This window comes from Nocardioides sp. NPDC054178 (assembly GCF_055585005.1).
On record NZ_JBVJKY010000003.1, the window covers coordinates 398,633 to 422,473 of the forward strand.

Here is a 23,841-nt window from a genome sequence, read left to right on the forward strand (position 1 = left end):
CACCTGACCCCGCACAACCCAGAGAGGCCTCACCGGTGAATCGAAGAAGTGGCGCACACGGCGCGCCCCGGATGGTCGCGACCGCGCTCGCGACCGCACTGCTCGCCACGGCGTTGCAGACGGCGACATCGGCCCCGGCGACCGCCGCCCCGCCGAAGCCACCCTCGGACGCGAAGCTGGCCGCCGAGCCGGCCCGTCACGACGCGACGAAGGAGCAGTTCTACTTCGTGCTGCCCGACCGGTTCGCCAACGGCGAGACCGGCAACGACCAGGGCGGCCTGACCGGCTCCCGGATGTCGACGGGGTTCGACCCGACCGACAAGGGCTTCTACCAGGGCGGCGACCTCCAGGGCCTGACCGAGCGGCTCGACTACATCAAAAGTCTCGGCACCACCGCGATCTGGATGGCGCCGATCTTCAAGAACAAGCCCGTCCAGGGCGAGGGCGCGAACGCCTCGGCGGGCTACCACGGCTACTGGATCACCGACTTCACCCAGGTCGACCCCCACTTCGGCACCAACGAGGACCTCGAGACGCTCGTCGACGCGGCCCACGCCAAGGGCATGAAGGTCTTCTTCGACGTCATCACCAACCACACCGCCGACACCGTCGACTACGCCGAGAAGACGTACGGCTACCGTCCCAAGGGCGCCTTCCCCTACCTGGACGCCGAGGGCCGCCCCTTCGACGACGCCGACCCGGCCTCCGACGGCGTGAAGGTCGACGAGGACTCGTTCCCCTACACCCCGGCGAACACCGGTGAGATGGTGCCGTCCTGGCTCAACGACCCGACGCTCTACCACAACCGGGGCGACTCGACCTGGGAGGGCGAGTCGACCACCTACGGTGACTTCAGCGGCCTGGACGACCTGTGGACCGAGCGTCCCGAGGTCGTCGAGGGGATGACGAAGATCTACCAGCGGTGGGTCCGCGACTTCGACATCGACGGCTTCCGCATCGACACCGTCAAGCACGTCGACCTCGACTTCTGGACCGAGTGGGCGACCGCCCTGGATGCGTACGCCGCGAAGCAGGGTCGCGAGGACTTCTTCATGTTCGGCGAGGTGTACTCTGCCGACAGCGACGTCACCTCCCCGTACGTCACCCGCGGCCGTCTCGACGCCACGCTCGACTTCCCGTTCCAGGACGCGGCCCGCGCCTACACCTCGCTGGGCGCTCCGGCCGAACGGTTGGCCACGGTGTTCGCCGACGACTACAAGTACGCCACCGACAAGGCCAACGCCTACGAGCAGGTGACCTTCCTCGGCAACCACGACATGGGCCGGATCGGCACCTTCCTCGCGGCCGATCACCCGAACGCGACCGACGCCGAGCTCGTTCGGCGCGCCCGGCTCGCCAACGAGCTGATGTTCCTCTCCCGCGGCAACCCGGTCGTCTACTACGGCGACGAGCAGGGCTTCACCGGTGCCGGTGGCGACAAGGACGCCCGTCAGACGCTGTTCGCCTCGAAGGTCGCCGACTACCTCGACGACGACCAGATCGGCACCGACCGCACCCACGCGGTGGACGCGTACGACACCAGCCACCCGCTCTACACCGCGATCGCCGCGCTGGCGAAGCTCCGCAAGGACCACCCGGCGCTGACCGACGGCACCCAGAAGGAGCTTCACGCCGAGGACTCCGTCTACGCCTTCTCGCGCACCGGCGAGGACCGCGAGTACGTCGTCGCGGTCAACAACGCGACCGAGGCGAAGACGGTCACGCTGTCTGTGGAGTCGGCCAGCTTCGAGGCGATCTACGGCGGCGACGCCGCCGAGACCGCCGAGGACGGCAAGGTGACCGTGACCGTGCCCGCGCTCTCCTCGGTCGTCCTGCGCGCGGATACAGAGCTCCCGAAGGCCGGCGCGAAGCCGACGCTCTCGCTGACCGCCCCGGTGGCCGGCGCCGCCGGCACGCTCACCCTCACCGCCGACCCGGGGGAGACCTCCGGTGCCCGCGTGGTCTTCGCCGCCCAGGTCGGCAACGGGAGATGGCGCACGCTCGGCTCCGTCGACCACGCCCCTTACAAGATCACCCAGTACGTCCCCGCGACCGTCGCCGAAGGCGCCGCCCTGCGCTACAAGGCCGTGGTCGTCGACCGCGACGGGCGCACCGCGAGCGACCTCGCCCAGACCACGGCCGGAGCGGCACCCGAGGCCGAGAACCCGAGCGCCGTCGACCGGGACTACGCGGTCGTGCACTACCGGCGCGCCGACGGCGACTACACCGGCTGGACCCTGAAGTCCGGCGATCAGAGCGGCGGGTTCAGCGGCCGCGACGCCTACGGCGCCTTCGCGTGGGTGAAGCTCCCCGACGGCGCCTCCTCGGTGACGTACACGCTCGAGAAGGACGGCACCGCCGACGGCGGCGAGCGGACGATCGATCTCGCCGAGACCGGCGAGGTCTGGGTCGAGGCCGGCAGCGACGGCCAGCAGACCACCAGGCCCGACGGGGTCTACCCGGCGCCAGACACCTCGAAGGCAGTCATCCACGTCCACCGTCCTGACGGCGACTACGACGGCTGGGGCCTGCACACCTGGACCGGCGCCGCCACCCCGACCGAGTGGTCCAAGCCGCTGCAGCCCACCGGCGAGGACGCCTACGGCGTCACCTTCGAGGTGCCGCTGGTCGAGGGCGCCACCGCGCTCAACTACATCGTCCACAAGGGCGACGAGAAGGACATCCCCAACGACCGCTCGCTCGACCTGACCACGTACGGCCACGAGGTCTGGCTCAACTCCGGCGACACCGGCTATCTGCTGCCCTCGGTCGGCTCGGCCCCCGACCTCGACCTGAGCAAGGCGCAGGCGCAGTGGATCGACGAGACCACCGTCGTGCTGCCGAAGGAGATGGCGAGCGGCTCGGCGCTGTCCACCCAGCTGGTCTACGACCGCGACGGCGGCATCGGCGTCGAGGACGGTGCCCTCAGCAGCGAGGGCCGCTGGCTGCGGCTCCGGGCCGCGTCGCTGAGCGAGGCGCAGAAGGCGCGGTTCCCGCACCTGAAGGAGTACACCGCCTTCACCGTGGATCCACGCGACCGCGACCGGATCCGCGAGGCGCTCGCCGGCCAGGTCGTGCTCACCCAGCGCCTCGGCAACGGCGCGCTGGTCACCGGCACCGGCGTCCAGACGCAGGGAATCCTCGACGACGTCTACGCCGCGAAGGCGACGAAGGCCTCGCTCGGGCCGGTGTTCAAGAACGGCAATGTCACCCTGTCGGTGTGGGCACCGACGGCCCACGCGGTCAAGCTCGAGCTCGACGGCAGGTCGGTGCGGATGAGCCGTGACGACGCCAGCGGCGTCTGGTCGGTGACCGGCTCCGCCTCGGCCTGGCGCGGCCAGGAGTACCGCTACCTCGTGACCGTGTGGGCGCCGAGCGTGCAGAAGCTGGTCACGAACAAGGTCACCGACCCCTACTCGGTCGCGCTCACCGCCGACTCCGAGCGCAGCCTGGTCGTCGACCTCGGCGACCGGTCGCTCGCCCCCAAGGGCTGGACCACGCTGAGGAAGCCGAAGGCCGTGGCGATGAAGGACGCCCAGATCCAGGAGCTCCACATCCGCGACTTCTCCGTCGAGGACGAGACCAGCGACCACCCCGGCCGCTACCTCGCCTTCGCCGACAAGGACAGCGACGGCTCGCAGCACCTGCGGAAGCTGGCCGAGTCCGGCACGTCGTACGTCCACCTGCTGCCCGCCTTCGACATCGCCACGATCCCGGAGGAGAAGGCCGACCAGACCACCCCCGACTGCGATCTCGAGTTGTACGCCGCGGACAGCGACAAGCAGCAGGAGTGCGTCGCCGCGGCAGCCGCCGGCGATGCGTACAACTGGGGCTACGACCCCTACCACTACACCGTCCCGGAGGGCTCCTACGCCACCGACCCGGACGGCACCGACCGCACCGTCGAGTTCCGGCAGATGGTCAAGTCGCTCAACGAGGACGGTCTGCGCGTGGTCATGGACGTGGTCTACAACCACACCACCAGCAGCGGCCAGGCGAAGACGTCGGTGCTCGACAGGATCGTGCCCGGCTACTACCAGCGGCTCCTCGCCGACGGGTCGGTGGCCAACTCCACCTGCTGCTCGAACACCGCCCCCGAGAACGCGATGATGGGCAAGCTGGTCGTCGACTCGATCGTGACCTGGGCCAAGGAGTACAAGGTCGACGGCTTCCGCTTCGACCTGATGGGGCACCACCCCAAGGCCAACATCCTGGCCGTCCGCAAGGCGCTCGACGCCCTCACCCTCGAGAAGGACGGCGTCGACGGCAAGAAGATCATCCTCTACGGCGAGGGCTGGAACTTCGGTGAGATCGCCGACGACGCCCGCTTCGTGCAGGCGACCCAGAAGAACATGGCCGGCACCGGTATCGCCACCTTCAGCGACCGAGCCCGAGACGCCGTACGCGGCGGCGGCCCGTTCGACGCCGACCCTGGTGTCCAGGGCTTCGCGAGCGGCCTCTTCACCGACCCCAACTCCTCGGCCGCCAACGGCTCCGAGGCGGAGCAGCGGGCCCGGCTGCTGCACTACCAGGACCTGATCAAGGTCGGGCTGTCCGGGAACCTCGCGGACTACTCCTTCACCGACACCGAGGGCCGCCAGGTGAAGGGGGCCGAGGTCGACTACAACGGCTCACCGGCCGGCTATGCGGCCGCCCCCGGGGACGCGCTCGCCTATGCCGACGCCCACGACAACGAGTCGCTCTTCGACGCGCTCACCTTCAAGCTGCCCGCCTCGACCAGCGCCGCGGACCGCTCCCGGATGCAGGTGCTGGCCATGGCGACGGCCGCGCTCTCGCAGGGCCCGGCGCTCTCCCAGGCCGGCACCGACCTGCTGCGCTCGAAGTCGCTGGACCGCAACTCCTACGACTCCGGGGACTGGTTCAACGCCATCCACTGGGACTGCGAGGACGGCAACGGCTTCGGCCGCGGTCTGCCGCCGGCCACCGACAACCGCGACAAGTGGCCCTACGCCAAGCCGCTGCTGGCCTCGGCCGCCGTCCCCGGCTGCTCGGACATCGAGGATGCCTCGGCCGCCTACCAGGACCTGCTGAGGATCCGTACGGCCGAGCCGGCCTTCCACCTGGCCACCACCGGGCAGGTCCAGGAGGAGCTCGGCTTCCCGCTCTCGGGCAAGGACGAGACGCCGGGGGTCATCACCATGCGACTGGGTGACCTCGTGGTCGTCTTCAACGCGACCACGACGACGCAGCAGCAGTCGGTGAAGGAGGCCGAGGGTGCCGGCTACCGGCTGCACCCGACCCAGGCGGACGGCTCCGACGAGATCGTGAAGGAGTCCTCGTTCGAGGCGGCTTCGGGCACCTTCACGGTGCCGGGCCGGACGGTGGCGGTCTTCACCCGCTGAGCCGAGAACAGTCGCGGCCCCGGCTCGATGAGCCGGGGCCGGTGGCTTCCTCGCCAGGAAGCTCAGGATCAGGAGGGGCTGTTGCCGGCGATAGCGCCGACGACCACGAGAGCGATGACGACCAGGGCGGCGATGACCATGAGGCCGGCCGGGCTCCGGAAGTCGAACATGGGGATTCCTTTCGGCTAGTTCGGCGACAGGCGTCGAGTGGGGAACGATGGCCTGCGGACGCGTCGGGTGAGCCAGCACCGGCGATGCCCGTGGCGTCGCGTATACATAACCAGCCGAGCTCTCCGCGCGCGTAGGGTCCAAGGTCCCAATTTTTACCGAAGCCATTCACGTCCGGGCAGATATGTGATATGGCAACAGTCCGCCTGGTGCGCGTCGGTAAAGACTAGCCCAGCGCCGGCGCCGGCCGACGAGGGGCCTCACCGGAAGCGCCCGCCCTGTGAGGCCCGTCACCCGGCTCCGTCAGCCCAGCCCGGCAGCATGCCTCCCGGCGCGTCGTCCGAAGTAGGAGCCGTCGCCGAGCTGCATGCCGGAGGCGTAGCCCTTGGCGTCCTGGGCGAGGTTGGCCGCGCAGGCGCCGGCGGCGTAGAGGCCCGCGATCGCGGAGCCGTCCTCGCGGCGTACCTCTCCGTCGACGGTCGTCGCCAGACCACCCATGGTGAACCCGGCGTACAGCGCCTTGCCGAGGGAGAGGTCGTAGGCGCCCCACGGGCCGGTGTCCTGCGGCTCGGTCCACTCCGGCGCCTTGTGGAGCTCGGGGTCCTCGCCGTCGGCGGCGTGGGTGTTGTAGGAGGTCAGGGTCGCGTTCAGGGCGTCGAAGGGTACGCCCAGGCCGGCCGCCATCTCCTCGACCGTCTCCCAGCCGTCGATGAACGGGCACAGCGGCATCTTCGGGTGCTCGATGTGCTCGGAGTCGACGATCAGGAACGCGGCCGAGTCCGGCTGCTCCATGACGAAGGCGGCCGTACGCGCGTGGTAGGAGTCCTCGGGCACGAACCGCTTGCCGTGCTTGTTGACGATGATCCCGGTGAGCAGGATCGAGGGCGGGTAGAACGGCGCGGTCTGGAACGGCTCGTCCATGAACCGCCAGCGGCCGCCCGCCGAGGCACCCAGGCGCAGCCCGAGACCGTCGTCGTAGGTGGAGGCCAGCGGGAAGAGCTTCTCGCCGAGCCGGGGGGTGTGCTCGGCGACCATGTCGGCGTTGCCGACGAAGCCGCCGGCGGCGAGGACCACCGCCTTGGCCCGGATCGCGCCGCGCTCCTCGAACCGGCGCCAGGCCAGGCCGACGACACGCCCGTCCTCGATCACCAGGTTGGTGGCACCGGTCTCGTAGCGGATCGCCGCCGAGGTCTCCGCCAGCCGGTCGGCCATCCGATCGACGACCAGCTTGGCGCCGCCGGTGTCACCCGGGACCGGCACCTTGTGGCCGCGCGGAGCCGGGACGGCGAGGTCGCGGAACGGGTGGACCTTCTCGTTGCCGGTGTACATCAGCCCCTCGGTGCCGGGCTGGATGACGGCCTTGCCGGGCCAGAAGGTGCGCTCGAACTCGAAGCCGAGCGCCTCGAGCCAGTCGAAGTGCTCGACCGAGTCGTCGCAGTAGGCCCGGATCTTGTCGTCCTCGGGGTCCTTGGAGACCGCGTGGATGTAGTTGAACATCTCCTCGGCCGAGTCCTCGATCCCGGTCGCTTTCTGCACCGCGGTGCCGCCGCCGAGGTAGAAGTGGCCGCCGGCCATCGCCGAGGTGCCGCCGGGCTCGGCCGCACGCTCCAGGAGGATCGTGCGGGCCCCGGACCGGGCCGCCTCCAGCGCCGCGGCGCCGCCGGCCACGCCGAAGCCGACCACGATCACGTCGGTCTCCTCCGACCAGCCACCGAAACGCTCCTCGACGTCGGCGGGGGAGAGTACGGCCGGCAGTGCTGTTCCATTCATGCCGTCGCCTCCAGGTAGCAGTCGGCGAGGACGGGCGCACCGTTGCGAGCGGGGTCATCCGACGAGATCGTCGCCCTCACCAGGATCTTCGGGCCTTCGTCCCACGCCTCGATCGAGATCGTCTCGCCGGGGAAGACGACCCCCGCGAACCGCGCCCCGAACCCGGCCACGCGGGTCGCGTCGCCGTCCAGGAGCAGCCCGGTCGCCTCGCGCAGCACGATCCCGTAGGAGCACAGCCCGTGCAGGATCGGCTTCGGGAACCCTGCCTTCGCGGCGAAGCCGGGGTCGGCGTGCAGCGGGTTGCGGTCGCCGCACAGCCGGTAGAGCAGCGCCTGCTGCTCCGTGACGTCGTACGCCGCCACCGCATCCGGCGCGCGGTCGGGAACCGGCAGCGAGGTCGAGGGCCCACGCTCGCCCCCGAAGCCGCCCTCCCCGCGTACGAAGATCGAGCTCCGGACCGTCCACAGCGGGTCGCCGGAGGGGGTCGTGGCGACGCCCTCCTGGACGATGACGGCGGCCTTGCCCTTGTCCCAGACCTCGGCGATCCGGGTCGAGACGGTGGCGTCCCCGGAGGTGGGGATCGGGCCGTCGACCCTGATCTCCTGGGAGCCGTGGAGCACCGAGGCCAGGTCGATGTCGCAGCCCGGCAGGTCGAGCGAGGGCGGCTCGGTGACGTGGAAGGTCGGTGCCACGACCCCGAAGGACGGCAGCACGGTCAGCGCCTCGGAGTCCAGGGTGTAGCGCAGCGCGGCCGGGTCGGTCGCGTCACCGGGACGCGACCCGGCGCCGATGCCGAGGTGGTAGAGCAGCACGTCGGACGACGTCCACGAGAACGCCTGGGACGGCAGCGAGGCGCCGATGGCCTTGGTGGGGTCGATGGGCATCAGTTGCCCTCCTTCAGAGCGCAGTCCTCGGCGGCCAGATAGCCGAAGACCAGGGCGGGTCCGATGGTGGCGCCGGGACCGGCGTAGGTGCGACCCATCACGGCGGAGGAGGCGTTGCCGGCGGCGTACAGGCCCTCGATGGCGGAGCCGTCGGGACGGAGTACGCGGGCGCGCTTGTCGGTGACCAGGCCACCCTTGGTGCCGAGGTCACCGGGGGCCATCTTGACGGCGTAGAACGGCGCCTGGTCGATGACGTTGAGCGAGCAGTTCGGCTTGACGGTGGGGTCGGAGTAGTACTTGTCGTAGGTCGACTCGCCGCGGTGGAAGTCCTCGTCGACACCCGATTCGGCGAAGCCGTTGAACCGGGCCAGGGTCTCGCGCAGACCCTCGGCGGGCACCTCGATCTTCTCCGCGAGCGCTTCGACGGACGAGGCCTTCACGACGACCCCGCTCTTGAGCCAGCGCCCCGGGAACGGCTGGCCCGGGCCGAGCCCGGCGAAGATGTAGCGGTTGCGGTAGCGCTGGTCGAAGACCAGCCACGCCGGGACGTGCGAGATCCCGGTCTCCTGACCGCGATAGATCTCGTGGACGGCCTCGACGTAGGGGAGCGCCTCGTTCATGAACCGCTTGCCGGCACCGTTCACGATGATCGAGCCGGGCAGGTTGCGCTCGGCGAGCGCGAACCACGGCCGCCCCGGGAACGGGATCGTCGGACCCCACCAGGACTCGTCCATCAGGTCGGTGTCCGCGCCGGCCGCGATCCCGGCCAGGATCCCGCCACCGGTGTTGGAGAAGGCGCCGGTGGTCCACTCGACCGAGGTCGGCGCGGGCAGGTACTTCTCGCGCATCTCCAGGTTGCGCTCGAAGCCCCCGGAGCCGAGGATCACGCCGCGGCGCGCCCGGATGACGCTGGTCGGACCGGACTCCCCGTGGCGCACCTCGACGCCGACGACCCGGCCGCCCTCGGTGACCAGGCCGACGAGCTCGGTCTCGTAGCGGATCGGGACGCCGGCCTCGATCAGCCCCTTGCGCAGGCCGATCGCGAGCGCTGCGCCCATGGCGTACATCTTCTTGCCGAGCAGGCCGGCGAGGATGCGGGCGACCGCGATCTTGACCATCGTGATCGGGCCCCTGATCGTGCGCATCCCGAGGCTGATCTTTCGGAAGTCGGCCTGGGTGACCACCATGTTGGCCGGCGACTTCGTATAGGGCGGGTGCAGCCGATCGAGCTCGGAGCCGATCACCCGGGCGTCGAGCGGGACCGGCTCGACGGAGCGGCCGGCGCCGCGGCCGCCGGGGGCCTCGGGGTGGTAGTCGGCGTAGTCGGGGACCCACGTGAAGCGCACCGGCGTCTTCTCGCACACGAAGGAGAGCACCTCGGGGCCGCGGTCCAGGAACGTCTCGCGGCGGTCGCTGGGCACGACATCGCCGACGATCGACTCGAGATAGAGGCTGGCGGCCTCGGGGGAGTCCTTCTGATGGGCCGCCTCGAGGGCGTGGTTGCGCGGGATCCAGACCCCGCCGCCCGAGCGGGACGTCGATCCGCCGAAGTACGCGCTCTTCTCGATGACGACGGTCTCGAGCCCGTGACGGCGGGCGGCCGCCAGCGCGGCGGTCATCCCGGCGCCCCCGGCGCCCACGACCACGACGTCGTAGACCTCCTCGTTCGTCTCTCCCATGGTGCTCCCTCAACCTCGTGCGATCAGGCGGTGCTATCTAAGAACTGAAACACGTTCTACCATAGACGACAGCCGACGAAACACGCCCGAGGACTCGACAAAACTGGAACGTGTTCTAGTATTGATCCATCGGCGGCGCACGAACCGCGTTGCTCGAGGACATCTGGGACACCATGCAGGAAGGCAGAGCGGTGAGCGAACCGACACAGCGCCCCCACAAGGACGCACAGACCGTCAGGGACGGGGTGCAGGACCTGCTGCCCACCATCCGGGAGCGCGCCGAGGAGACCGAGCGTCTCCGGGTCGTGCCCGAGTCGAGCGTGAAGGAGCTGGAGGAGGTCGGTTTCTTCAAGCTGCTCCAGCCGACCCGGTTCGGCGGACTCGAGGCCGACCCCGTCGACTTCTACACCTGCGTACGCGACATCGCCTCGGCGTGCGGCTCGACCGGCTGGGTCTCCAGCGTCCTGGGCGTGCACCCCTGGCAGATCGCGCTCTTCGACGACGAGGCGCAGCAGGCGGTCTGGGGCGAGGATCCCGACACCCGCGTCTCCTCCTCCTACGCGCCGATGGGGAAGGCGTCGCTGGTCGAGGGCGGCTTCCGGCTCTCCGGACGCTGGTCGTTCTCCTCCGGCTGCGCGCACGCCACCTGGGTGCTGCTCGGCGGCCTCGTCTTCAACGAGGAGGGCCAGGTGGTCGACTTCCGTACCTTCCTGGTGCCGCGCGAGCGCTACGAGATCGTCGACGTCTGGAACGTCGTCGGCCTGGCGGGCACCGGCTCCAACGACATCGTGGTCGAGGACGTCTTCATCCCGGAGACGTTCACGCTCTCGATGGCCGAGACCGGACGGTGCAAGGGCCCCGGTCAGGCGGTCAACACCGGCGACCTCTACAAGCTGCAGTTCCACTCGCTGTTCACCACGACGATCACCACGCCGATCATCGGCATGGCGCGCGGCGCCTATGAGGAGCACGTGAGCATGCAGCAGAACCGCGTCCGCGCCTCCTACGGGGAGAAGGCTTCCCTGGACCCCTTCGCCGCCGTGCGCGTGGCGACCGCCTCCTCCGACATCGACGCCGCCTGGGCGCTGCTGATGGGGAACATCCGTGAGCAGCAGGCCTACGTCGCCCGCGGCGAGAAGATCCCGATCACCCAGCGGCTGCGGATCCGCCGCGACCAGGTCCTCGGCACCCAGCGGGCGATCGACGCGATCGACCTGCTCTTCGAGGCCTCCGGCGGCCGGGCGCTGGCCAACGGCACCCCGCTCCAGCGCGCCTGGCGCGATGCCCACGCGGGCCGGGTCCACGCCGCCAACGATCCCGAGCGGGCGCTGCAGATGTACGGCGCCTCCGAGTTCGGGCACAAGGTCGACCCGGGGATGTACTGAGATGGCTCTGGTGAAGGAGGACGTCACCCGCGACGTTCGGATCAAGACCGAGGCGGCCGGCGAGATCTCGCTGCGCTACTACGACTTGGGTGCACCCCAGGATGACCGGCTGCCCCTGGTGATGCTTCACGGCGGGGGTCCCGGGGCCTCGTCGTGGTCCAACTTCGGCTCGGCGCTGGAGGGTTTCGCGGCCGACTTCCGCACGATCCTGGTCGACCAGCCCGGCTTCGGGGCCTCCGACAAGCCGGAGGTGGTGGGCAACTACTACCGCTTCGCCGGCGACGCGGTGATCGCGCTGCTCGACGAGCTGGGCCTGAAGAAGGTGCACCTGCTGGGCAACTCCCTCGGTGGTGGGACGGCCATGCGGATCGCGCTGACCTACCCGGACCGGGTCGGCCGGCTGGTGCTGATGGGGCCGGGCGGGCTCTCGCTCAACCTCTTCCATGCCGATCCGACCGAGGGCGTACAGCGCCTGATGGACTTCTCCGGCGACCCGACCCGCGAGGCGCTGAAGGCGTTCATCTCGACGATGGTCGTCAACCAGAAGCTGGTCACCGACGAGCTGGTCGAGGAGCGGTTCGCGGACGCGACCGCACCCGGCGCGCGCGAGGCGATGGCGTCGATGGGGTGGTCCTTCTACAACCCCGAGACCGCCGAGGACGGCATGCTCTGGCGCGAGGCGCACCAGCTCAAGCACCACACCCTGCTCACCTGGGGACGCGAGGACCGGGTCAACCCGCTCGACGGCGCGTTCCCCGCCCTGAAGCTGATTCCCAAGGCGCAGCTGCATGTCTTCCCGCGTTGTGGGCACTGGGCACAGATCGAGGCCGCCGACGAGTTCCGCGAGATCGCGGTCTCGTTCTTGAAGAGGCACCGCGAACGTACTCCCAAGGAGAAGTGATGACGATCGACCTGAAGTCCATGGGCTACGTACGCGTCACCAGCACCGACCTGGAGGCGTGGCGTACGTTCGCGGAGAAGGTCCTCGGTCTGGTGACGGCCAAGGGCCCGAACCCGGACCATCTGTACTACCGCATCGACGAGGTCTCGGCCCGGCTCGTGATCGAGCCCGGCGAGGTGGACCAGCTCAGCTGCGTCGGCTGGGAGGTCGCCGACCACACCGCGCTGGCCCAGGCGCGCGAGCACCTGGAGAAGTCCGGCGTCGAGGTGGAGGAGGGCACCCCCGAGGAGCTCGCCGAGCGCCGGGTGCAGGAGATGCTGCGCTTCCGCGACCCCTTCGACAACGTCTTCGAGCTCTTCCACGGCATCACCTACGAGCGCCGCCCCGCGGTCTCGCCCTACGGCCACACCTTCGTCACCGGCGAGCAGGGGATGGGCCACGTGGTGATCCCGGTCTCCGACGACGTCGAGGCGCTGGAGTTCTACCGCGACACGCTCGGGTTCCGGCTGCGGGACTCGATGAGCATGCCCGGCGAGTTCGCCGGCAAGGAGCCCGGCACGAAGATCTGGCTGCGCTTCCTCGGGATCAACCCGCGCCACCATTCGCTGGCGTTCCTGCCGTTCCCCAACGACTCCAAGTGCGTCCACATCATGCTCGAGGTCGACAAGCTCGACGACGTCGGCCGGGCGCTGGAGCGGGTGAAGAAGTACGGCGCCAAGCTCTCGGCCACGCTCGGTCGGCACATGAACGACGAGATGGTCTCCTTCTACGTGAAGTCGCCGGGCGGCTTCGACATCGAGTTCGGCACCGAGGGGCTGAAGGTCGACGACCAGAGCTGGGTCGCCCGGGAGTCCACGGCCGTCTCGTACTGGGGCCACGACTTCGGCGTAGGCCAGTGATCGGGTATGCGTATAGAGGTGCCTGATGGGATGTCTCCCGATGCCGCCGAGGGCTGGCCGCATCCGGAGCTGATCGAGTCCTTCCACGGTCGCTTCGACTTCGAGGCGCCACCGTCGCCACCGGAGACCCCCGCCGACGCCGAGGCGGATGCCCGGTTCCGTACGGTGCTGGGCCGGTTCGCCTCGGGGGTCACCGTGATCGCGGCGCAGACCGCGGAAGGGCCCGTCGGGATGACCTGCCAGTCCTTCTCCTCGGTCTCGCTGCGACCACCGCTCATCCTCTTCGCGCCGACCAAGTCCTCGCGGGCCTGGGCCCGGATCCGTCGCGCCGGGCACTTCTCGGTCAACATCCTCGCCGCCGGCCAGGAGGCCGTCTCGAACCAGTTCGCCTCGCGGGCCGCGGACAAGTACGCCGACATCTCCTGGACCCCGTCGGCACATCACGGCGACCCGCACCTGGATGGGGCGGTCGGCTATCTCGACTGCGCCGTGCACTCGGTCCACGAGGAGGGCGACCACTACCTCGTCGTCGGCCGCGTCCTGGACCTCGAGGAGGGTGCCGGCACCGAGCCGCTGCTGTTCTTCCGCAGCAGCTACCGGGAGCTGGGCTGATCGGTCGGGCATGGTTCAGGTTTCTCTGAATACATGATCCGCTGTACTGTGGCGGCATGGTCGCCGCCACCACCTCCTCGCTCGACGCTCTCGCCCGGTTCGGGCACGCCCTCTCCGACGCGACCCGGGCCCGGGTCCTGATGCAGCTGCGCGAGGGCCCGGCCTACCCGGCCGAGCTGTCCGACTCGCTGGGGGTGACCCGTCAGTCGATGTCGAACCACCTGGCCTGCCTGCGCGGCTGCGGCCTGGTCGTCGCCGTCCCCGAGGGCCGGCGCACCCGTTACGAGCTCGCCGACGGCCGCATCGCGCACGCGCTGGCCGACCTGCACGACCTGATCCTGGTCACCGATCCGGAGGCGTGCCACGACTCCGCCGAGCAGGACCGCGGCTGATGGGCCACGGTCATGGTCACGGCGCCGCGGTGGGCCACGCCGGCGGTCGGCACCGGTGGCGGCTGGCCGTCACCTTCGCCATGGTGGCGGCGTTCCTGGTCGTCGAGCTCGTCGCCGGGCTGTGGTCGGGGTCCTTGGCGCTGATCTCGGACGCCGGCCACATGACCGCGGACGTCGTCGCGCTGGGTGCGGCGCTGGTCGCGACCCGGATCGCCACCCGCGCCGACACCACCGGTCGCCGCACCTACGGCTCCTACCGGGTCGAGGTGTTCGCCTCCGGACTGACCGTCCTGGTGATGCTCGGGGTCGCCGCGTACGTGGTGCTCGAGGCCGTCGGCCGCATCGGGGAGGGGGCCGAGGTTCAGACCGGGGCGATGCTCGTGGTCGGCGCGATCGGCCTGGCCGTCAACCTGGTCTCGATGCTGCTCCTGCGCGCGGGGGCGAGCGAGTCGCTCAACCTCAAGGGGGCCTACTTCGAGGTGGTCGCCGACGCGGCCGGAAGCGTCGGGGTGATCGTGGCCGCGCTGCTGGTCGCTGCCACCGGGCAACCGTGGTGGGACACGGCGGTGGCCGTCGCGATCGGGGTCTTCGTCGCCGTACGCGCCCTCGCCCTGGGGCGTCAGGTGCTGGCGGTCCTCGGCCAGCACGTCCCCGACGGCATGGAGGTCGACCAGGTCGTTGCCGACCTCGAAGCGGTCGCGGGTGTGGCCGGCGTCCACGACCTGCACCTGTGGACGTTGACGTCCGGGATGCACGTCGCCACCGCCCATCTCGTCCTGGACGCCGGCAGCGATGCGCAGGTCGTGCTGGCCGATGCTCAGACCGCGCTCGCCACCCGGCACCGCATCGAGCACGCCACCCTCCAGACCGAGACCGCCCCGACCCGGCAGTGTCATGAGGTGAACTGGTGAGCCCTGGCTCCGGCCTCGACCCTCTCGCGCTCAGAGCTCGCCGAGGCGGCTGATCGCGGCGGCTTCCTCGGGGTCGGGGTCGGTCTCGTCGAGGAAGGCCCGGGTGACCTCGACCGCGACGTCGGGAGCCAGGCGCTTGAGGCTCATCGCCAAGACGTTGGCGTCGTTCCACAGCCGGGCGCCGCGGGCGATCCAGGGATCCCAGGCGAGGGCGGCGCGCACGCCGGGAACCTTGTTGGCGGCGATCGCCGTGCCGGTGCCGGTCCAGCACATCACCACGCCGACCTCGGCGCGGCCCTCGACGACCGCCCGGCCGATGCCGGCGCCGAGGTCGGGCCAGGAGTCGGTCTCGATGACCTCGACCTCCCCGCGCTCCCGCAGCTCGGCGAGCACGGCTCGGGTCGTCTCGTTCTCGTCGTCGGCTCCGAAGGCGATCCGCATGTGCACGAACCTACCGGTGCCGTCAGGCGTGCGTGGCCGGTCCGCCGGGGCCGGTGAACTTCGCGTGCGGCTGGTCCTTCAGGCTGGTGGTGAGCTCCCAGGTGCGCTCGTAGCCGGTGTGGGAGATGCGCCAGCCCTGCGGCGTACGGACGTAGCGGTCCGCGTAGAAGGCGGCACCCTCGAGGGCGAACTCGAAGGCGGGGGCGAAGACCTTGTCGTAGAGGTACCAGCGGCCGGTGGCCGCATCGCCGTCGACCTCGATCTCAGGATGGTGGAGGTGGTGCATCGTGATGATCTCGGCGGGCAGGTTGGTGCGCATGTAGTCGACCAGCTCGGCCGGTGAGGTGAACGAGAGGCCGGCGTAGTCGGCGGTGGCGTCATCGCTGAAGCAGGTGGCGAACTCGTCCCACTGCTTGGTGTCGAGGAGGCGTACGTAGCGGTACTTGAGCTGCTCGATCTCGCTGATGTCACTCATGACCTCAGTATAGTAGAACGTGTTCTATAAATGGCCTGGTCGTGGGTCTCCGTTCCGCCGCCCGTCGGCCGGATGTCATGGCGAGGACCGCCGTCGACGTGCAGGATCGCGGTGTGGACAGGTTGGTCGAGCTGCGTGAGCGGCGGGCGGCGCTGCTGGCGAACCGCCGCCTGACCTGGGTCTTCGGGGCGGACGAACCGGGCGCGGCGGTGCGCGAGGCCTGGGCCGGTGGCATCCGGCTGCTCATCCACACCCCGCGGGCCGGCCCGTCCTCGGGGCGGCCGATCGTGCTGGCGTTCCATGGTGGCGGCTGGTGCTGGGGATCGCCCGAGCAGTCGCGGTGGATGGCAGGCCGGATCGCGGCCCGCACCGGCGCGGTCGTGGTCGCACCGGCCTACCGGCTCGCCCCGGAGCATCCCTATCCGGCGGCTGTCGAGGACTGTTGGTCGGTGCTGATGTGGGTCGTGGCGAACGCGGACGAGCTGGGGGCCGACCCGACGAGGATCGCCGTGCTGGGCGACAGTGCCGGGGGCACGCTGGCGGCGGTCCTGGCGCTGCGTGCCCGTGACGAGGGCGAGTCGCAGATCCGCGGCCAGGTGCTGATCTATCCGCTCGTCGATCTCGTCGGCCTGCGTGGCCCGGGGCTGGGCGGGATCGTGGAGCACTACCTCGGCGGCGACGGGTCGCGCGCCGAGGAGTGGGCGGCCTCGCCGCTGCGGGCGTCGTCCCACGAGGGTCTGCCGCCCGCGCTGGTGCTCACCGCTCGGTTCGACCCGATGCGCTCGCACGCCGAGCGCTACGCCGCGGCGCTGCGTACGGCCGGGGTGGAGGTCGCCGTCCACCGCCCGCGGCTGGCGACCCATGCGTACCTCACCCTGCCCGGGATCTCGCCCGCATCGCGGGCCGGCCTGGCCCGCGTGGTGACTTTCCTCGATGACGTACTCGCGAGCCGATGACGCCGAGTCGGCGGGCGGTCAGGCCAGGTCCAGTCGGCCGGCGAGCTTGTCGAGGTAGGTGAGGACGGTGGCCGGCTCGGCGTCCGGGACGCCCCAGATCAGCTCGTCGGCCACCGACCACTCGGTCAGGTCCTCGGGTGTGGGGCGCTTGGCGACGAGCACGCGGACCTCGGGCTTGCCCTCGCGGCCGGCCGACTCCCACTCGTCCTGCAGCGTCTTCACCTTGTCGCCGATGCCGGCCTCGGTCGGCGTCGACATCCAGCCTTCCGCGTTGCGGGCGATCCAGCGCAGCGTCTTGGGTCCGCCGCCGGCGCCGACGATCGTCGCGATCCGGCCCTGCGGAGGCTTCGGGTAGGCCCAGGATGGGCCGAAGGAGACGAACTCGCCGTCATAGGCCGCCTCCTCCTCGGTCCACAGTGCGCGCATCGCCTCCAGATACTCCTTGAGGGCGGTGCGCTTACGGTCGCCGGGGATGCCGTGGTCGGCGAGCTCGTCGGTGTTCCAGCCGAACCCGACGCCCAGTGATACCCGGCCGCCGGAGAGGTGGTCGAGGGTCGCGATCGTCTTGGCGAGCGTGATCGGGTCCGACTCGACCGGGAGGGCGACCGCGGTCGAGAGCCCGATCCTCGACGTCACGGCCGCGCACGTCCCGAGCGTCACCCAGGGGTCGAGCGTACGCAGGTAGCGGTCGTCGGGGAGCTCGGCGCCGCCAGTGGGGTGCAGGGCGTCGCGGCGCACCGGGATGTGGGTGTGCTCGGGCACGTAGAACGTGTCGAAGCCACGCTCCTCGGCGGCGGTGGCGAGCTCGGCGGGCGCGATGCCGCGGTCCGAGGTGAACAGGACGATGCCGTGGCGCATGACACAACAGTAGAACGTGTTCTAGTCTTTGCGGAAGGGATCACCGGGAGAGAGAAGTGAAGATGGAAGCCGACTACATCGTCGTAGGCGCCGGGAGTGCGGGCTGCGCCACCGCCCGCAGGCTGGCCGAGAGCGGTGCCAGCGTGATCGTGATCGAGGCGGGCACCAAGGACACCGCCTTCGGGATCAAGAACCTGCTCGAGCTCCCCGGAGCGGTCGCGGCCATGCTCTCCACGCCACAGCTGAAGAAGCTGGTCGACTGGGGCTACAAGTCGGTCCCGCAGAGCGCGGCCCTCGACCGGGTCATCCCGATGACGCGTGGCAAGGTGCTGGGCGGCTCGTCCTCGATCAACGGCATGCTCTGGGTGCGCGGCAACCGCCAGAACTTCGACGACTGGGCGGCTGACGGCGCGACCGGATGGTCCTACGACGACGTGCTGCCGGCGTTCAAGCGGATGGAGGACTTCGAGGGCGGCGCGGACGAGTTCCGTGGCGAGGGCGGACCGGTCAAGGTGCGCTACCAGAAGGACCTCACCCCGGCGACGCAGACCTGGCTCGACGAGGCGCCGAAGCGGCTCGGGGTCGGTGCCCTCGACGACTACAACGGCAAGGAGCAGGAGGGGGTCGGCGTCGTTCAGCTGTCTGCGTCGGAGGGACGCAGATACTCGGCGTCGAAGGCGTACCTGCGCGAGGATCCCCTGGACAACCTGCTGGTCCTGACGAAGGCCCAGGTCACCCGCGTTCGGATCGAGGGCTCGCGCGCCACCGGCGTCGAGGTCGTCGGGGCCGACGGCGACAAGCAGACCATCCGGGCGACCCGTGAGGTCATCGTCGCGGCCGGTGTCTACGGCTCCCCGCACCTGCTGATGCTCTCCGGGATCGGCCATTCCGACCACCTCCGCGACCACGGCATCCAGGTCCACGCCGACCTTCCGGTGGGCGACAACTTCCACGACCACCTCTTCGTGCCGGTCTCGTTCCGGATGGACTCGGCGCTGCGCCGGCCCACGCCCGCCTACTTCGCCGCCGGCTTCGCGAAGTCGCGGCTCACCCGCAAGGGCTGGGCGGCCGGCTCGCAGTTCGAGGCCTTCGGGTTCGTACGCAGCGCCCTGGCCGATCAGGTCCCCGACCTGCAGCTGCACGTCCTCTACTGGGTCTACCCGTTCCCGAACCAGGACGGCGACAAGGCCATCCGGCCGCCGACGAGCAAGCCCGGTCTGTGCATCCTGCCGACGCTGATCTACCCCGAGAGCCGCGGCACCGTACGCCTGGCCAGCGCCGACCCGCTGGCGCACCCGCTGCTCGACCCGGCCTACCTGACGTCGGGCAAGGACACCGAGGTGCTCCTGGACGGGATCGCGAAGGTGCGCGAGATGATGGTGGGTCTCGGGGATAGCCAGGGCGAGATCTCCCCGGGACCGTCCTACGCCACCCCGGAGGCGACCCGTGAGCTGCTGCCCAACATCGTGCACAGCGTCTACCACGGCGTCGGCACCTGCCGGATGGGCTCGGACGAGCGCGCCGTGGTCGACCCGTCGCTGAAGGTGCTGGGCATCGACGGCCTGCGCGTCGCCGACGCGAGCGTGATGCCCTCGATCACCGGTGGCAACACCAACGCGCCCTCGATCATGATCGGGGAGCGCGCCGCCGACCTGATCCTCGGCCGCTAGGAGGACCCGCACATGTCTGATCTGCTGCTGAGCGAGGACCGCGACCGCGTCCGCACGCTGACCCTCAACCGTCCCGACCAGCTCAACGCCTTCAGCCAGGGGCTCTACGTCGCCCTGGCCGAGGGGCTGCGCGAGGCCGACGAGGATCCGGAGGTGGCGGTCGTGCTGCTGACCGGGACCGGTCGGGCGTTCTCGGCCGGCACCGACCTCGTCGAGATGAAGGAGACCGCCTCGGGTGCCGACGACGGCGCATCGCACGGGTTCATCGGCCTCGTCGACTCGCTGGCCGCGTTCTCCAAGCCGCTGGTCGTCGCGGTCAACGGCCTGGGGCTCGGCATCGGGGTGACCCTCCTCGGCTTCGCCGACCTGGTCTTCGCTTCGACGAAGGCGAGGTTCAAGACGCCGTTCACCACGCTCGGGGTGGCGCCGGAGGCGGCCTCCAGCTTCCTGTTCCCGCGGCTGATCGGACGTCAGAACGCCGCCTGGATGCTGATGTCGGGGGACTGGTTCAGCGCCGAGGAGGCCCACGAGATGGGGCTCGTCTGGCGCGTCACCGAACCCGAGGAGCTCCTCGAGGTCGCCTGGAGCCACGCCGCCACGCTCGCCGCGAGGCCGATCAGCAGCCTGGTGGCGGTCAAGGAGACGATGACCGCTTCGCTGCGCCCCGGGATCGAGGCCGCTCGGGAGCTCGAGAACGCCAAGTTCGCCGAGCTGCTCGGCGGGCCCGCCAACATCGAGGCGCTCGTCGCCTTCGCCGAGGGGCGGGAGCCCGACTTCACCCGACTGCCACCGGGCGCTTGAGCGGGATCAGCGGGTCCGCTGGTCGAAGCTCCCGTACCGGTCGCGGCCGACCAGGTGGTGTCTGCGGTCCATCTCGGCCAGGTCGTCGTCCACCTGACGGCTGCGGCGCCGGTCGAGGAGCGCTGCGATGAGCGTGAGGACGCTCCAGAACAGGATCATCCCTACCACGACCGCGACGATGGTGCCGTTCATCGATGATCAGCTCCTTCGGGGTGGGTCGATCTGCTCGTGGTCGGGCCCTCCCGGTCCGGGCTCGGCGCTGAGCATGATGTGGTCGACGACGTCGAGCCCGGGCTCGTGCTCCCTGACGACCTCGAGCACCGTGGCCCGGCGCTCCTCGGAGGCCACCTCGCCGGAGACCACGAGGTGGTCGCCGCGTACCTGGACCCGGATGCCCAGCTCGTGGGTGCGCGGGTCGGTCGCGATCGCGCGCTCGAGATCTCGTGTCTTCTGCTCGTTCATGCCGACCTCCTGGGGACGACGTCGTAGACACGGAACGCCGCCTGGATGACGGGTTGGGCGACGTTTCGTACGGGCACCCCGGCCGGGGTGAGGCCCTTCTCGCGCCCGGCATGGGCGTGTCCGTGGACCGCCAGGTCGACACCCGTCTCGTCGATCGCCTCACCGAGCCGGTAGTTGCCGAGGAACGGCCAGATCTCCTTCGGCTCGCCGACGAGCGTGTCGTCGACGGGGGAGAAGTGCGACAGCGCGACGGTCACGTCCGGCTCCTCGGTGGCGAGGTCGTCGAGGGCTCCGCGCAGGAGGGTGGCGGTCTCGATGCCGTGGCCGGTGAAGGCCTTCATCTCGGGTTCGCCGAAGTCGGCGGCGCTCCGGCCGACGAAGCCGAGGCAGAAGCCCTTGATGCCGGCGACGCCGAGGCGGCCGGCATCGGTGTCGATGGTGGTCGAGCTGCCTTCGAGGACGGTCACGCCCCGCTCCTCCAGCAGCTTGGTGATGTCCCGCTCGGCCCCGGAGTGGTAGTCGTGGTTGCCGAGCACGACGAGGACGGGCACGTCGGCGGCGTCGAACTCGTCGGCGAACGCCTGCGCCTCCTCGACCGTCCCGTGCTGGGTGAGGTCTCCGGCGACCAGCAGGACGTCGGCCTCCTCGGAGATGTCGGTGAGGAGCGGGGCGTAGCGGCCGCGCAGGTCGTCGGCCAGATGTACGTCACCCACTGCTGCCACACGAATCGGGTCAGGCATCGTCGCCTCCCATGCTGCTTCCTTCCATGATGGCGAGCGCGTCCAGCAGGCCGATCGCGGCCTGCGCGAAGGGGCTCCGCTTCGCCTCCTGCCGCACCAGCCGCCAATCGACCTGCTCGCGCAGGGCACGGGCGGAGCCGAGGATCGGGGAGAGGTCGCAGGCATGCTCGCTCAGGGCCAGCATGCGCGAGATGAGCAGGTCCGTCGCGGACATCACGGGCATGGTGACCGAGTCGACCGGCAGCTCCGTGCACCGCGTCAGCAGCTCCTCGTCGACGGGCCCGGTCGGGAGCCGGTGGATCAGGTCCACGACCACCGTGTCGTGACCGACCTTCACCAGCCAGTCCTCGGGGGCGCCGACCCGATCCATCCCGTTCTCGACCAGGTTCCTCACGGCGTCCTCGACGCACTCCTGGGGGAGCACGAAGTCCACGTCGTGGGTGCTCTCGGGGCCGCCTCGGGTCCAGACCGCGTACCCGCCGGCCAGCGCGAACGGGATCTCGGCGGCCTTCAGCGTCGCGCCGACCAGCTTGAGGACGTCGCGCTGTCGCTGGAGCTCCTCGCCCAGCACATCTGTTCTCGGCATACCGGTGCGGTACCCGGATCCGGTGCCGTTCACCCCTTGCCTGAAACGAGAACGTGTTCTAATCTGGACACGTGTCCAGCGCAACGAGCAGCCGCCAGGCGGAGACGACCGAGCGAGTTTTCGCTGCCGGTCTGGAGGAGCTGCGCGAGGTGGGCCACGAGGCGCTGACCATCCGGTCGGTCGCCGCGCGGGCCCGGGTCTCCCCGGCCACGGCCTACACCTACCTCGCCTCCCGGAACCACCTCTTCGCCGAGCTCTTCTGGCGCCATCTGACCCAGGCGCCGCCGGTCGAGGAGACCGGGTCTCGTGTGGAGCGGGTGCAGGCAGCCGTACGCAGCCTGACCACCCGGATCGCGGAGGAGCCGGCGCTCGCCGCGGCGGTCACGCCGGCGCTGCTGGGCAGCGACTCCGCCGTCGAGCGGCTGCGGCTGCGGATCGGGGCCGAGTTCGCCGCCCGGTTCGCGGCGGCGCTGGGTGAGGGTGCGTCCGAGGCGGAGCGAGAAGCCCTGCTGCTCGCCTTCTCCGGGGCGCTGCTCCAGGCGGGCATGGGCCTGATGACCTATGACGAGATGGCCGACCGGCTCGCTCCGGTCGTCGCCGTCATCGTCGGCCGAGATGCGCGTATCGAGCCTGTCGAGATGGAGTGAGATGACCAGCACCACCACCGAGATCTTCGACCCCTATGACTACGACTTCCACGAGGACCCCTACCCGGTCTATGCCCGGCTGCGGGACGAGGCCCCGCTCTACTACAACGCTGCCGACGACTTCTGGGCGCTCTCGCGTCACGCCGACGTGCACGCCGCGGTGAAGAACGACGTCACCTTCTCCAACCGGATGGGGGTCTCCCTCGATGCCAGCGCCTGGAACGCCGACGCCCACCGGGTGATGTCCTTCCTCGCTCTGGACGGCAAGGAGCAGACCCGGCTGCGGAAGCTGGTCTCGGCGGGGTTCACGCCCCGGCGTGTCCGTGAGCTGGCCCCGCAGATCCAGGAGCTCGCCGACCACTACCTCGACGCGCTGGCGCAGGTGGGTGCCGAGGCCGACTGGATCGCGGAGCTCGCCGGCAAGCTCCCCATGGACGTGATCTCGCAGATGATGGGCGTGCCCGTCGCCGACCGCGACGAGGTGCGGCGGCTGGCCGACCTCGTGGTGCACCGGGAGGACGGCGTACGTGATGTGCCGGAGGCCGGGATGACGGCCGCGCTGGAGCTGATCGGCTACTACGCCGAGATGGTCGCGCACCGGCGCAAGCAGCCGAGCCAGGACCTCACCTCGGCTCTCGTCGAGGCCGAGGTGGACGGCGAGCGGCTGCTCGACCACGAGGTGATCGCGTTCCTGTTCCTGATGGTCGTGGCCGGCAACGAGACCACCACCAAGCTGCTCGGCAACGCGCTCTTCCACCTGGGCGCCCACCCGGCTCAGCTGGCCGACGTGTTCGCCGATCCCGAGGACACCGCGCCGGTGGCGTCGTGGATCGAGGAGACCCTGCGCCACGACACCTCCAGTCAGATGCTTGCCCGCTACGTCGCCGAGGACGTCGAGCTCCACGGCCAGGTCGTTCCGGCCGGGTCGAAGCTGCTCGTCCTGCTCGGCTCGGCCAACCGCGACGAGCGCGCCTTCACCGCCCCGGACGTCTTCGACATCCACCGCCCCGCCGACGAGCTCGGCCGGATCATGAGCTTCGGCGTCGGCCGGCACTTCTGTCTCGGTGCCAACCTCGCCCGGCTCGAGGCCAAGGTCGTGCTGGCGGAGCTGGTGCGGCGTACGTCCGGGTTCGAGGTCCACGCCGATCGCGCCGTCCGGGTGCACTCCACGAGTGTGCGCGGGTTCGCCGAGCTGCCCGTCACGTTCACCTGGAGGACGCGATGAACGGGGCGGATGCTCA

At 70.3% G+C, this 23,841-nt stretch carries 22 protein-coding genes; 12 read left to right on the top strand and 10 right to left on the bottom strand.

Features of this window, described 5'->3' with window-relative positions:
• Positions 1-35: 35 nt before the first annotated feature.
• Positions 36-5,363 carry a pullulanase-type alpha-1,6-glucosidase gene (gene pulA / locus ACZ6WN_RS14500; RefSeq protein WP_465865426.1) on the top strand — a complete coding sequence of 1,776 codons (5,328 nt, stop codon included), beginning with the start codon at positions 36-38 and terminating at the stop codon, positions 5,361-5,363.
• Positions 5,364-5,834: 471 nt separating this feature from the next.
• On the opposite strand, the gene ACZ6WN_RS14505 is transcribed toward pulA, so the two are convergent.
• The 3 genes from ACZ6WN_RS14505 to kstD are packed head-to-tail and all read right to left on the bottom strand — an operon-like array spanning position 5,835 to position 9,864.
• Positions 5,835-7,301, bottom strand: a complete 1,467-nt coding sequence (locus ACZ6WN_RS14505; protein ID WP_465865428.1) for an FAD-binding protein — start codon at positions 7,299-7,301, stop codon at positions 5,835-5,837.
• On the bottom strand, positions 7,298-8,185 hold the full coding sequence (locus ACZ6WN_RS14510; RefSeq protein WP_465865430.1) for a MaoC/PaaZ C-terminal domain-containing protein: 888 nt from the start codon (positions 8,183-8,185) through the stop codon (positions 7,298-7,300). Before ACZ6WN_RS14510 ends, ACZ6WN_RS14505 begins: the two co-directional genes overlap by 4 nt.
• Complete coding sequence (kstD, locus tag ACZ6WN_RS14515; protein WP_465865431.1) at positions 8,185-9,864, bottom strand: 3-oxosteroid 1-dehydrogenase; 1,680 nt, start codon at positions 9,862-9,864, stop codon at positions 8,185-8,187. Before kstD ends, ACZ6WN_RS14510 begins: the two co-directional genes overlap by 1 nt.
• 191 nt (positions 9,865-10,055) lie before the next feature.
• Between kstD and hsaA the strand changes: the two genes are divergently transcribed.
• From hsaA to ACZ6WN_RS14545, 6 genes are read left to right on the top strand one after another with little or no spacing between them, the layout of a single operon-like run.
• Positions 10,056-11,249, top strand: coding sequence for a 3-hydroxy-9,10-secoandrosta-1,3,5(10)-triene-9,17-dione monooxygenase oxygenase subunit (hsaA, locus tag ACZ6WN_RS14520; RefSeq protein ID WP_465865433.1), 1,194 nt, complete (start codon positions 10,056-10,058; stop codon positions 11,247-11,249).
• Position 11,250: 1 nt separating this feature from the next.
• Positions 11,251-12,150, top strand: coding sequence for a 4,5:9,10-diseco-3-hydroxy-5,9,17-trioxoandrosta-1(10),2-diene-4-oate hydrolase (gene hsaD, locus ACZ6WN_RS14525; RefSeq protein ID WP_465865435.1), 900 nt, complete (start codon positions 11,251-11,253; stop codon positions 12,148-12,150).
• Positions 12,150-13,049: an iron-dependent extradiol dioxygenase HsaC gene (hsaC, locus tag ACZ6WN_RS14530; protein ID WP_465865436.1), complete on the top strand. Its 900-nt coding sequence runs from the start codon at positions 12,150-12,152 to the stop codon at positions 13,047-13,049. Before hsaD ends, hsaC begins: the two co-directional genes overlap by 1 nt.
• 30 nt (positions 13,050-13,079) lie before the next feature.
• Complete coding sequence (locus ACZ6WN_RS14535; RefSeq protein WP_465865438.1) at positions 13,080-13,661, top strand: flavin reductase family protein; 582 nt, start codon at positions 13,080-13,082, stop codon at positions 13,659-13,661.
• A gap of 56 nt (positions 13,662-13,717) precedes the next feature.
• Positions 13,718-14,053: an ArsR/SmtB family transcription factor gene (locus ACZ6WN_RS14540; protein ID WP_465865439.1), complete on the top strand. Its 336-nt coding sequence runs from the start codon at positions 13,718-13,720 to the stop codon at positions 14,051-14,053.
• Positions 14,053-14,964 carry a cation diffusion facilitator family transporter gene (locus ACZ6WN_RS14545; RefSeq protein ID WP_465865441.1) on the top strand — a complete coding sequence of 304 codons (912 nt, stop codon included), beginning with the start codon at positions 14,053-14,055 and terminating at the stop codon, positions 14,962-14,964. Before ACZ6WN_RS14540 ends, ACZ6WN_RS14545 begins: the two co-directional genes overlap by 1 nt.
• A 30-nt stretch (positions 14,965-14,994) precedes the next feature.
• Here the strand turns inward: ACZ6WN_RS14545 and ACZ6WN_RS14550 are convergent, their stop codons facing one another.
• Positions 14,995-15,405, bottom strand: a complete 411-nt coding sequence (locus tag ACZ6WN_RS14550) for an RpiB/LacA/LacB family sugar-phosphate isomerase (protein WP_465865442.1) — start codon at positions 15,403-15,405, stop codon at positions 14,995-14,997.
• Between the two features lie 22 nt (positions 15,406-15,427).
• The gene (locus ACZ6WN_RS14555) at positions 15,428-15,880 is read right to left on the bottom strand and encodes a nuclear transport factor 2 family protein (RefSeq protein ID WP_465865444.1); all 453 of its coding nucleotides are present in this window, start codon (positions 15,878-15,880) and stop codon (positions 15,428-15,430) included.
• Positions 15,881-15,993: 113 nt separating this feature from the next.
• Here ACZ6WN_RS14555 and ACZ6WN_RS14560 point away from each other — a divergent pair, with 113 nt between their 5' ends.
• The gene (locus ACZ6WN_RS14560; protein WP_465865445.1) at positions 15,994-16,836 is read left to right on the top strand and encodes an alpha/beta hydrolase; all 843 of its coding nucleotides are present in this window, start codon (positions 15,994-15,996) and stop codon (positions 16,834-16,836) included.
• A gap of 18 nt (positions 16,837-16,854) precedes the next feature.
• On the opposite strand, the gene ACZ6WN_RS14565 is transcribed toward ACZ6WN_RS14560, so the two are convergent.
• Entirely contained in the window at positions 16,855-17,694 is an 840-nt protein-coding gene (locus ACZ6WN_RS14565) for an LLM class F420-dependent oxidoreductase (RefSeq protein ID WP_465865447.1), read from the bottom strand.
• Positions 17,695-17,756: 62 nt separating this feature from the next.
• Here ACZ6WN_RS14565 and ACZ6WN_RS14570 point away from each other — a divergent pair, with 62 nt between their 5' ends.
• Both ACZ6WN_RS14570 and ACZ6WN_RS14575 read left to right on the top strand, forming a co-directional pair.
• On the top strand, positions 17,757-19,364 hold the full coding sequence (locus ACZ6WN_RS14570; protein WP_465865448.1) for a GMC family oxidoreductase: 1,608 nt from the start codon (positions 17,757-17,759) through the stop codon (positions 19,362-19,364).
• 12 nt (positions 19,365-19,376) lie between these two features.
• On the top strand, positions 19,377-20,165 hold the full coding sequence (locus ACZ6WN_RS14575; protein WP_465865449.1) for an enoyl-CoA hydratase/isomerase family protein: 789 nt from the start codon (positions 19,377-19,379) through the stop codon (positions 20,163-20,165).
• Between the two features lie 6 nt (positions 20,166-20,171).
• Here the strand turns inward: ACZ6WN_RS14575 and ACZ6WN_RS14580 are convergent, their stop codons facing one another.
• Genes ACZ6WN_RS14580 through ACZ6WN_RS14595 form a run of 4 tightly spaced genes read right to left on the bottom strand, consistent with a single transcriptional unit; the run spans position 20,172 to position 21,953 of the window.
• Entirely contained in the window at positions 20,172-20,357 is a 186-nt protein-coding gene (locus tag ACZ6WN_RS14580; protein ID WP_465865451.1) for a hypothetical protein, read from the bottom strand.
• Positions 20,358-20,363: 6 nt separating this feature from the next.
• Complete coding sequence (locus tag ACZ6WN_RS14585) at positions 20,364-20,627, bottom strand: BON domain-containing protein (protein ID WP_465865452.1); 264 nt, start codon at positions 20,625-20,627, stop codon at positions 20,364-20,366.
• Positions 20,624-21,367 carry a metallophosphoesterase family protein gene (locus ACZ6WN_RS14590; RefSeq protein WP_465865453.1) on the bottom strand — a complete coding sequence of 248 codons (744 nt, stop codon included), beginning with the start codon at positions 21,365-21,367 and terminating at the stop codon, positions 20,624-20,626. The genes ACZ6WN_RS14585 and ACZ6WN_RS14590 overlap by 4 nt, the downstream gene beginning before the upstream one ends.
• On the bottom strand, positions 21,360-21,953 hold the full coding sequence (locus ACZ6WN_RS14595) for a nucleotidyltransferase (protein ID WP_465865455.1): 594 nt from the start codon (positions 21,951-21,953) through the stop codon (positions 21,360-21,362). The genes ACZ6WN_RS14590 and ACZ6WN_RS14595 overlap by 8 nt, the downstream gene beginning before the upstream one ends.
• A 71-nt stretch (positions 21,954-22,024) precedes the next feature.
• On the opposite strand from ACZ6WN_RS14595, the gene ACZ6WN_RS14600 reads away from it, so the two are divergent.
• Together ACZ6WN_RS14600 and ACZ6WN_RS14605 are read left to right on the top strand one after the other, a co-directional pair.
• Positions 22,025-22,600, top strand: coding sequence for a TetR/AcrR family transcriptional regulator (locus ACZ6WN_RS14600; protein ID WP_465865457.1), 576 nt, complete (start codon positions 22,025-22,027; stop codon positions 22,598-22,600).
• Position 22,601: 1 nt separating this feature from the next.
• Positions 22,602-23,825, top strand: coding sequence for a cytochrome P450 (locus ACZ6WN_RS14605; RefSeq protein WP_465865458.1), 1,224 nt, complete (start codon positions 22,602-22,604; stop codon positions 23,823-23,825).
• Positions 23,826-23,841 lie beyond the last annotated feature (16 nt).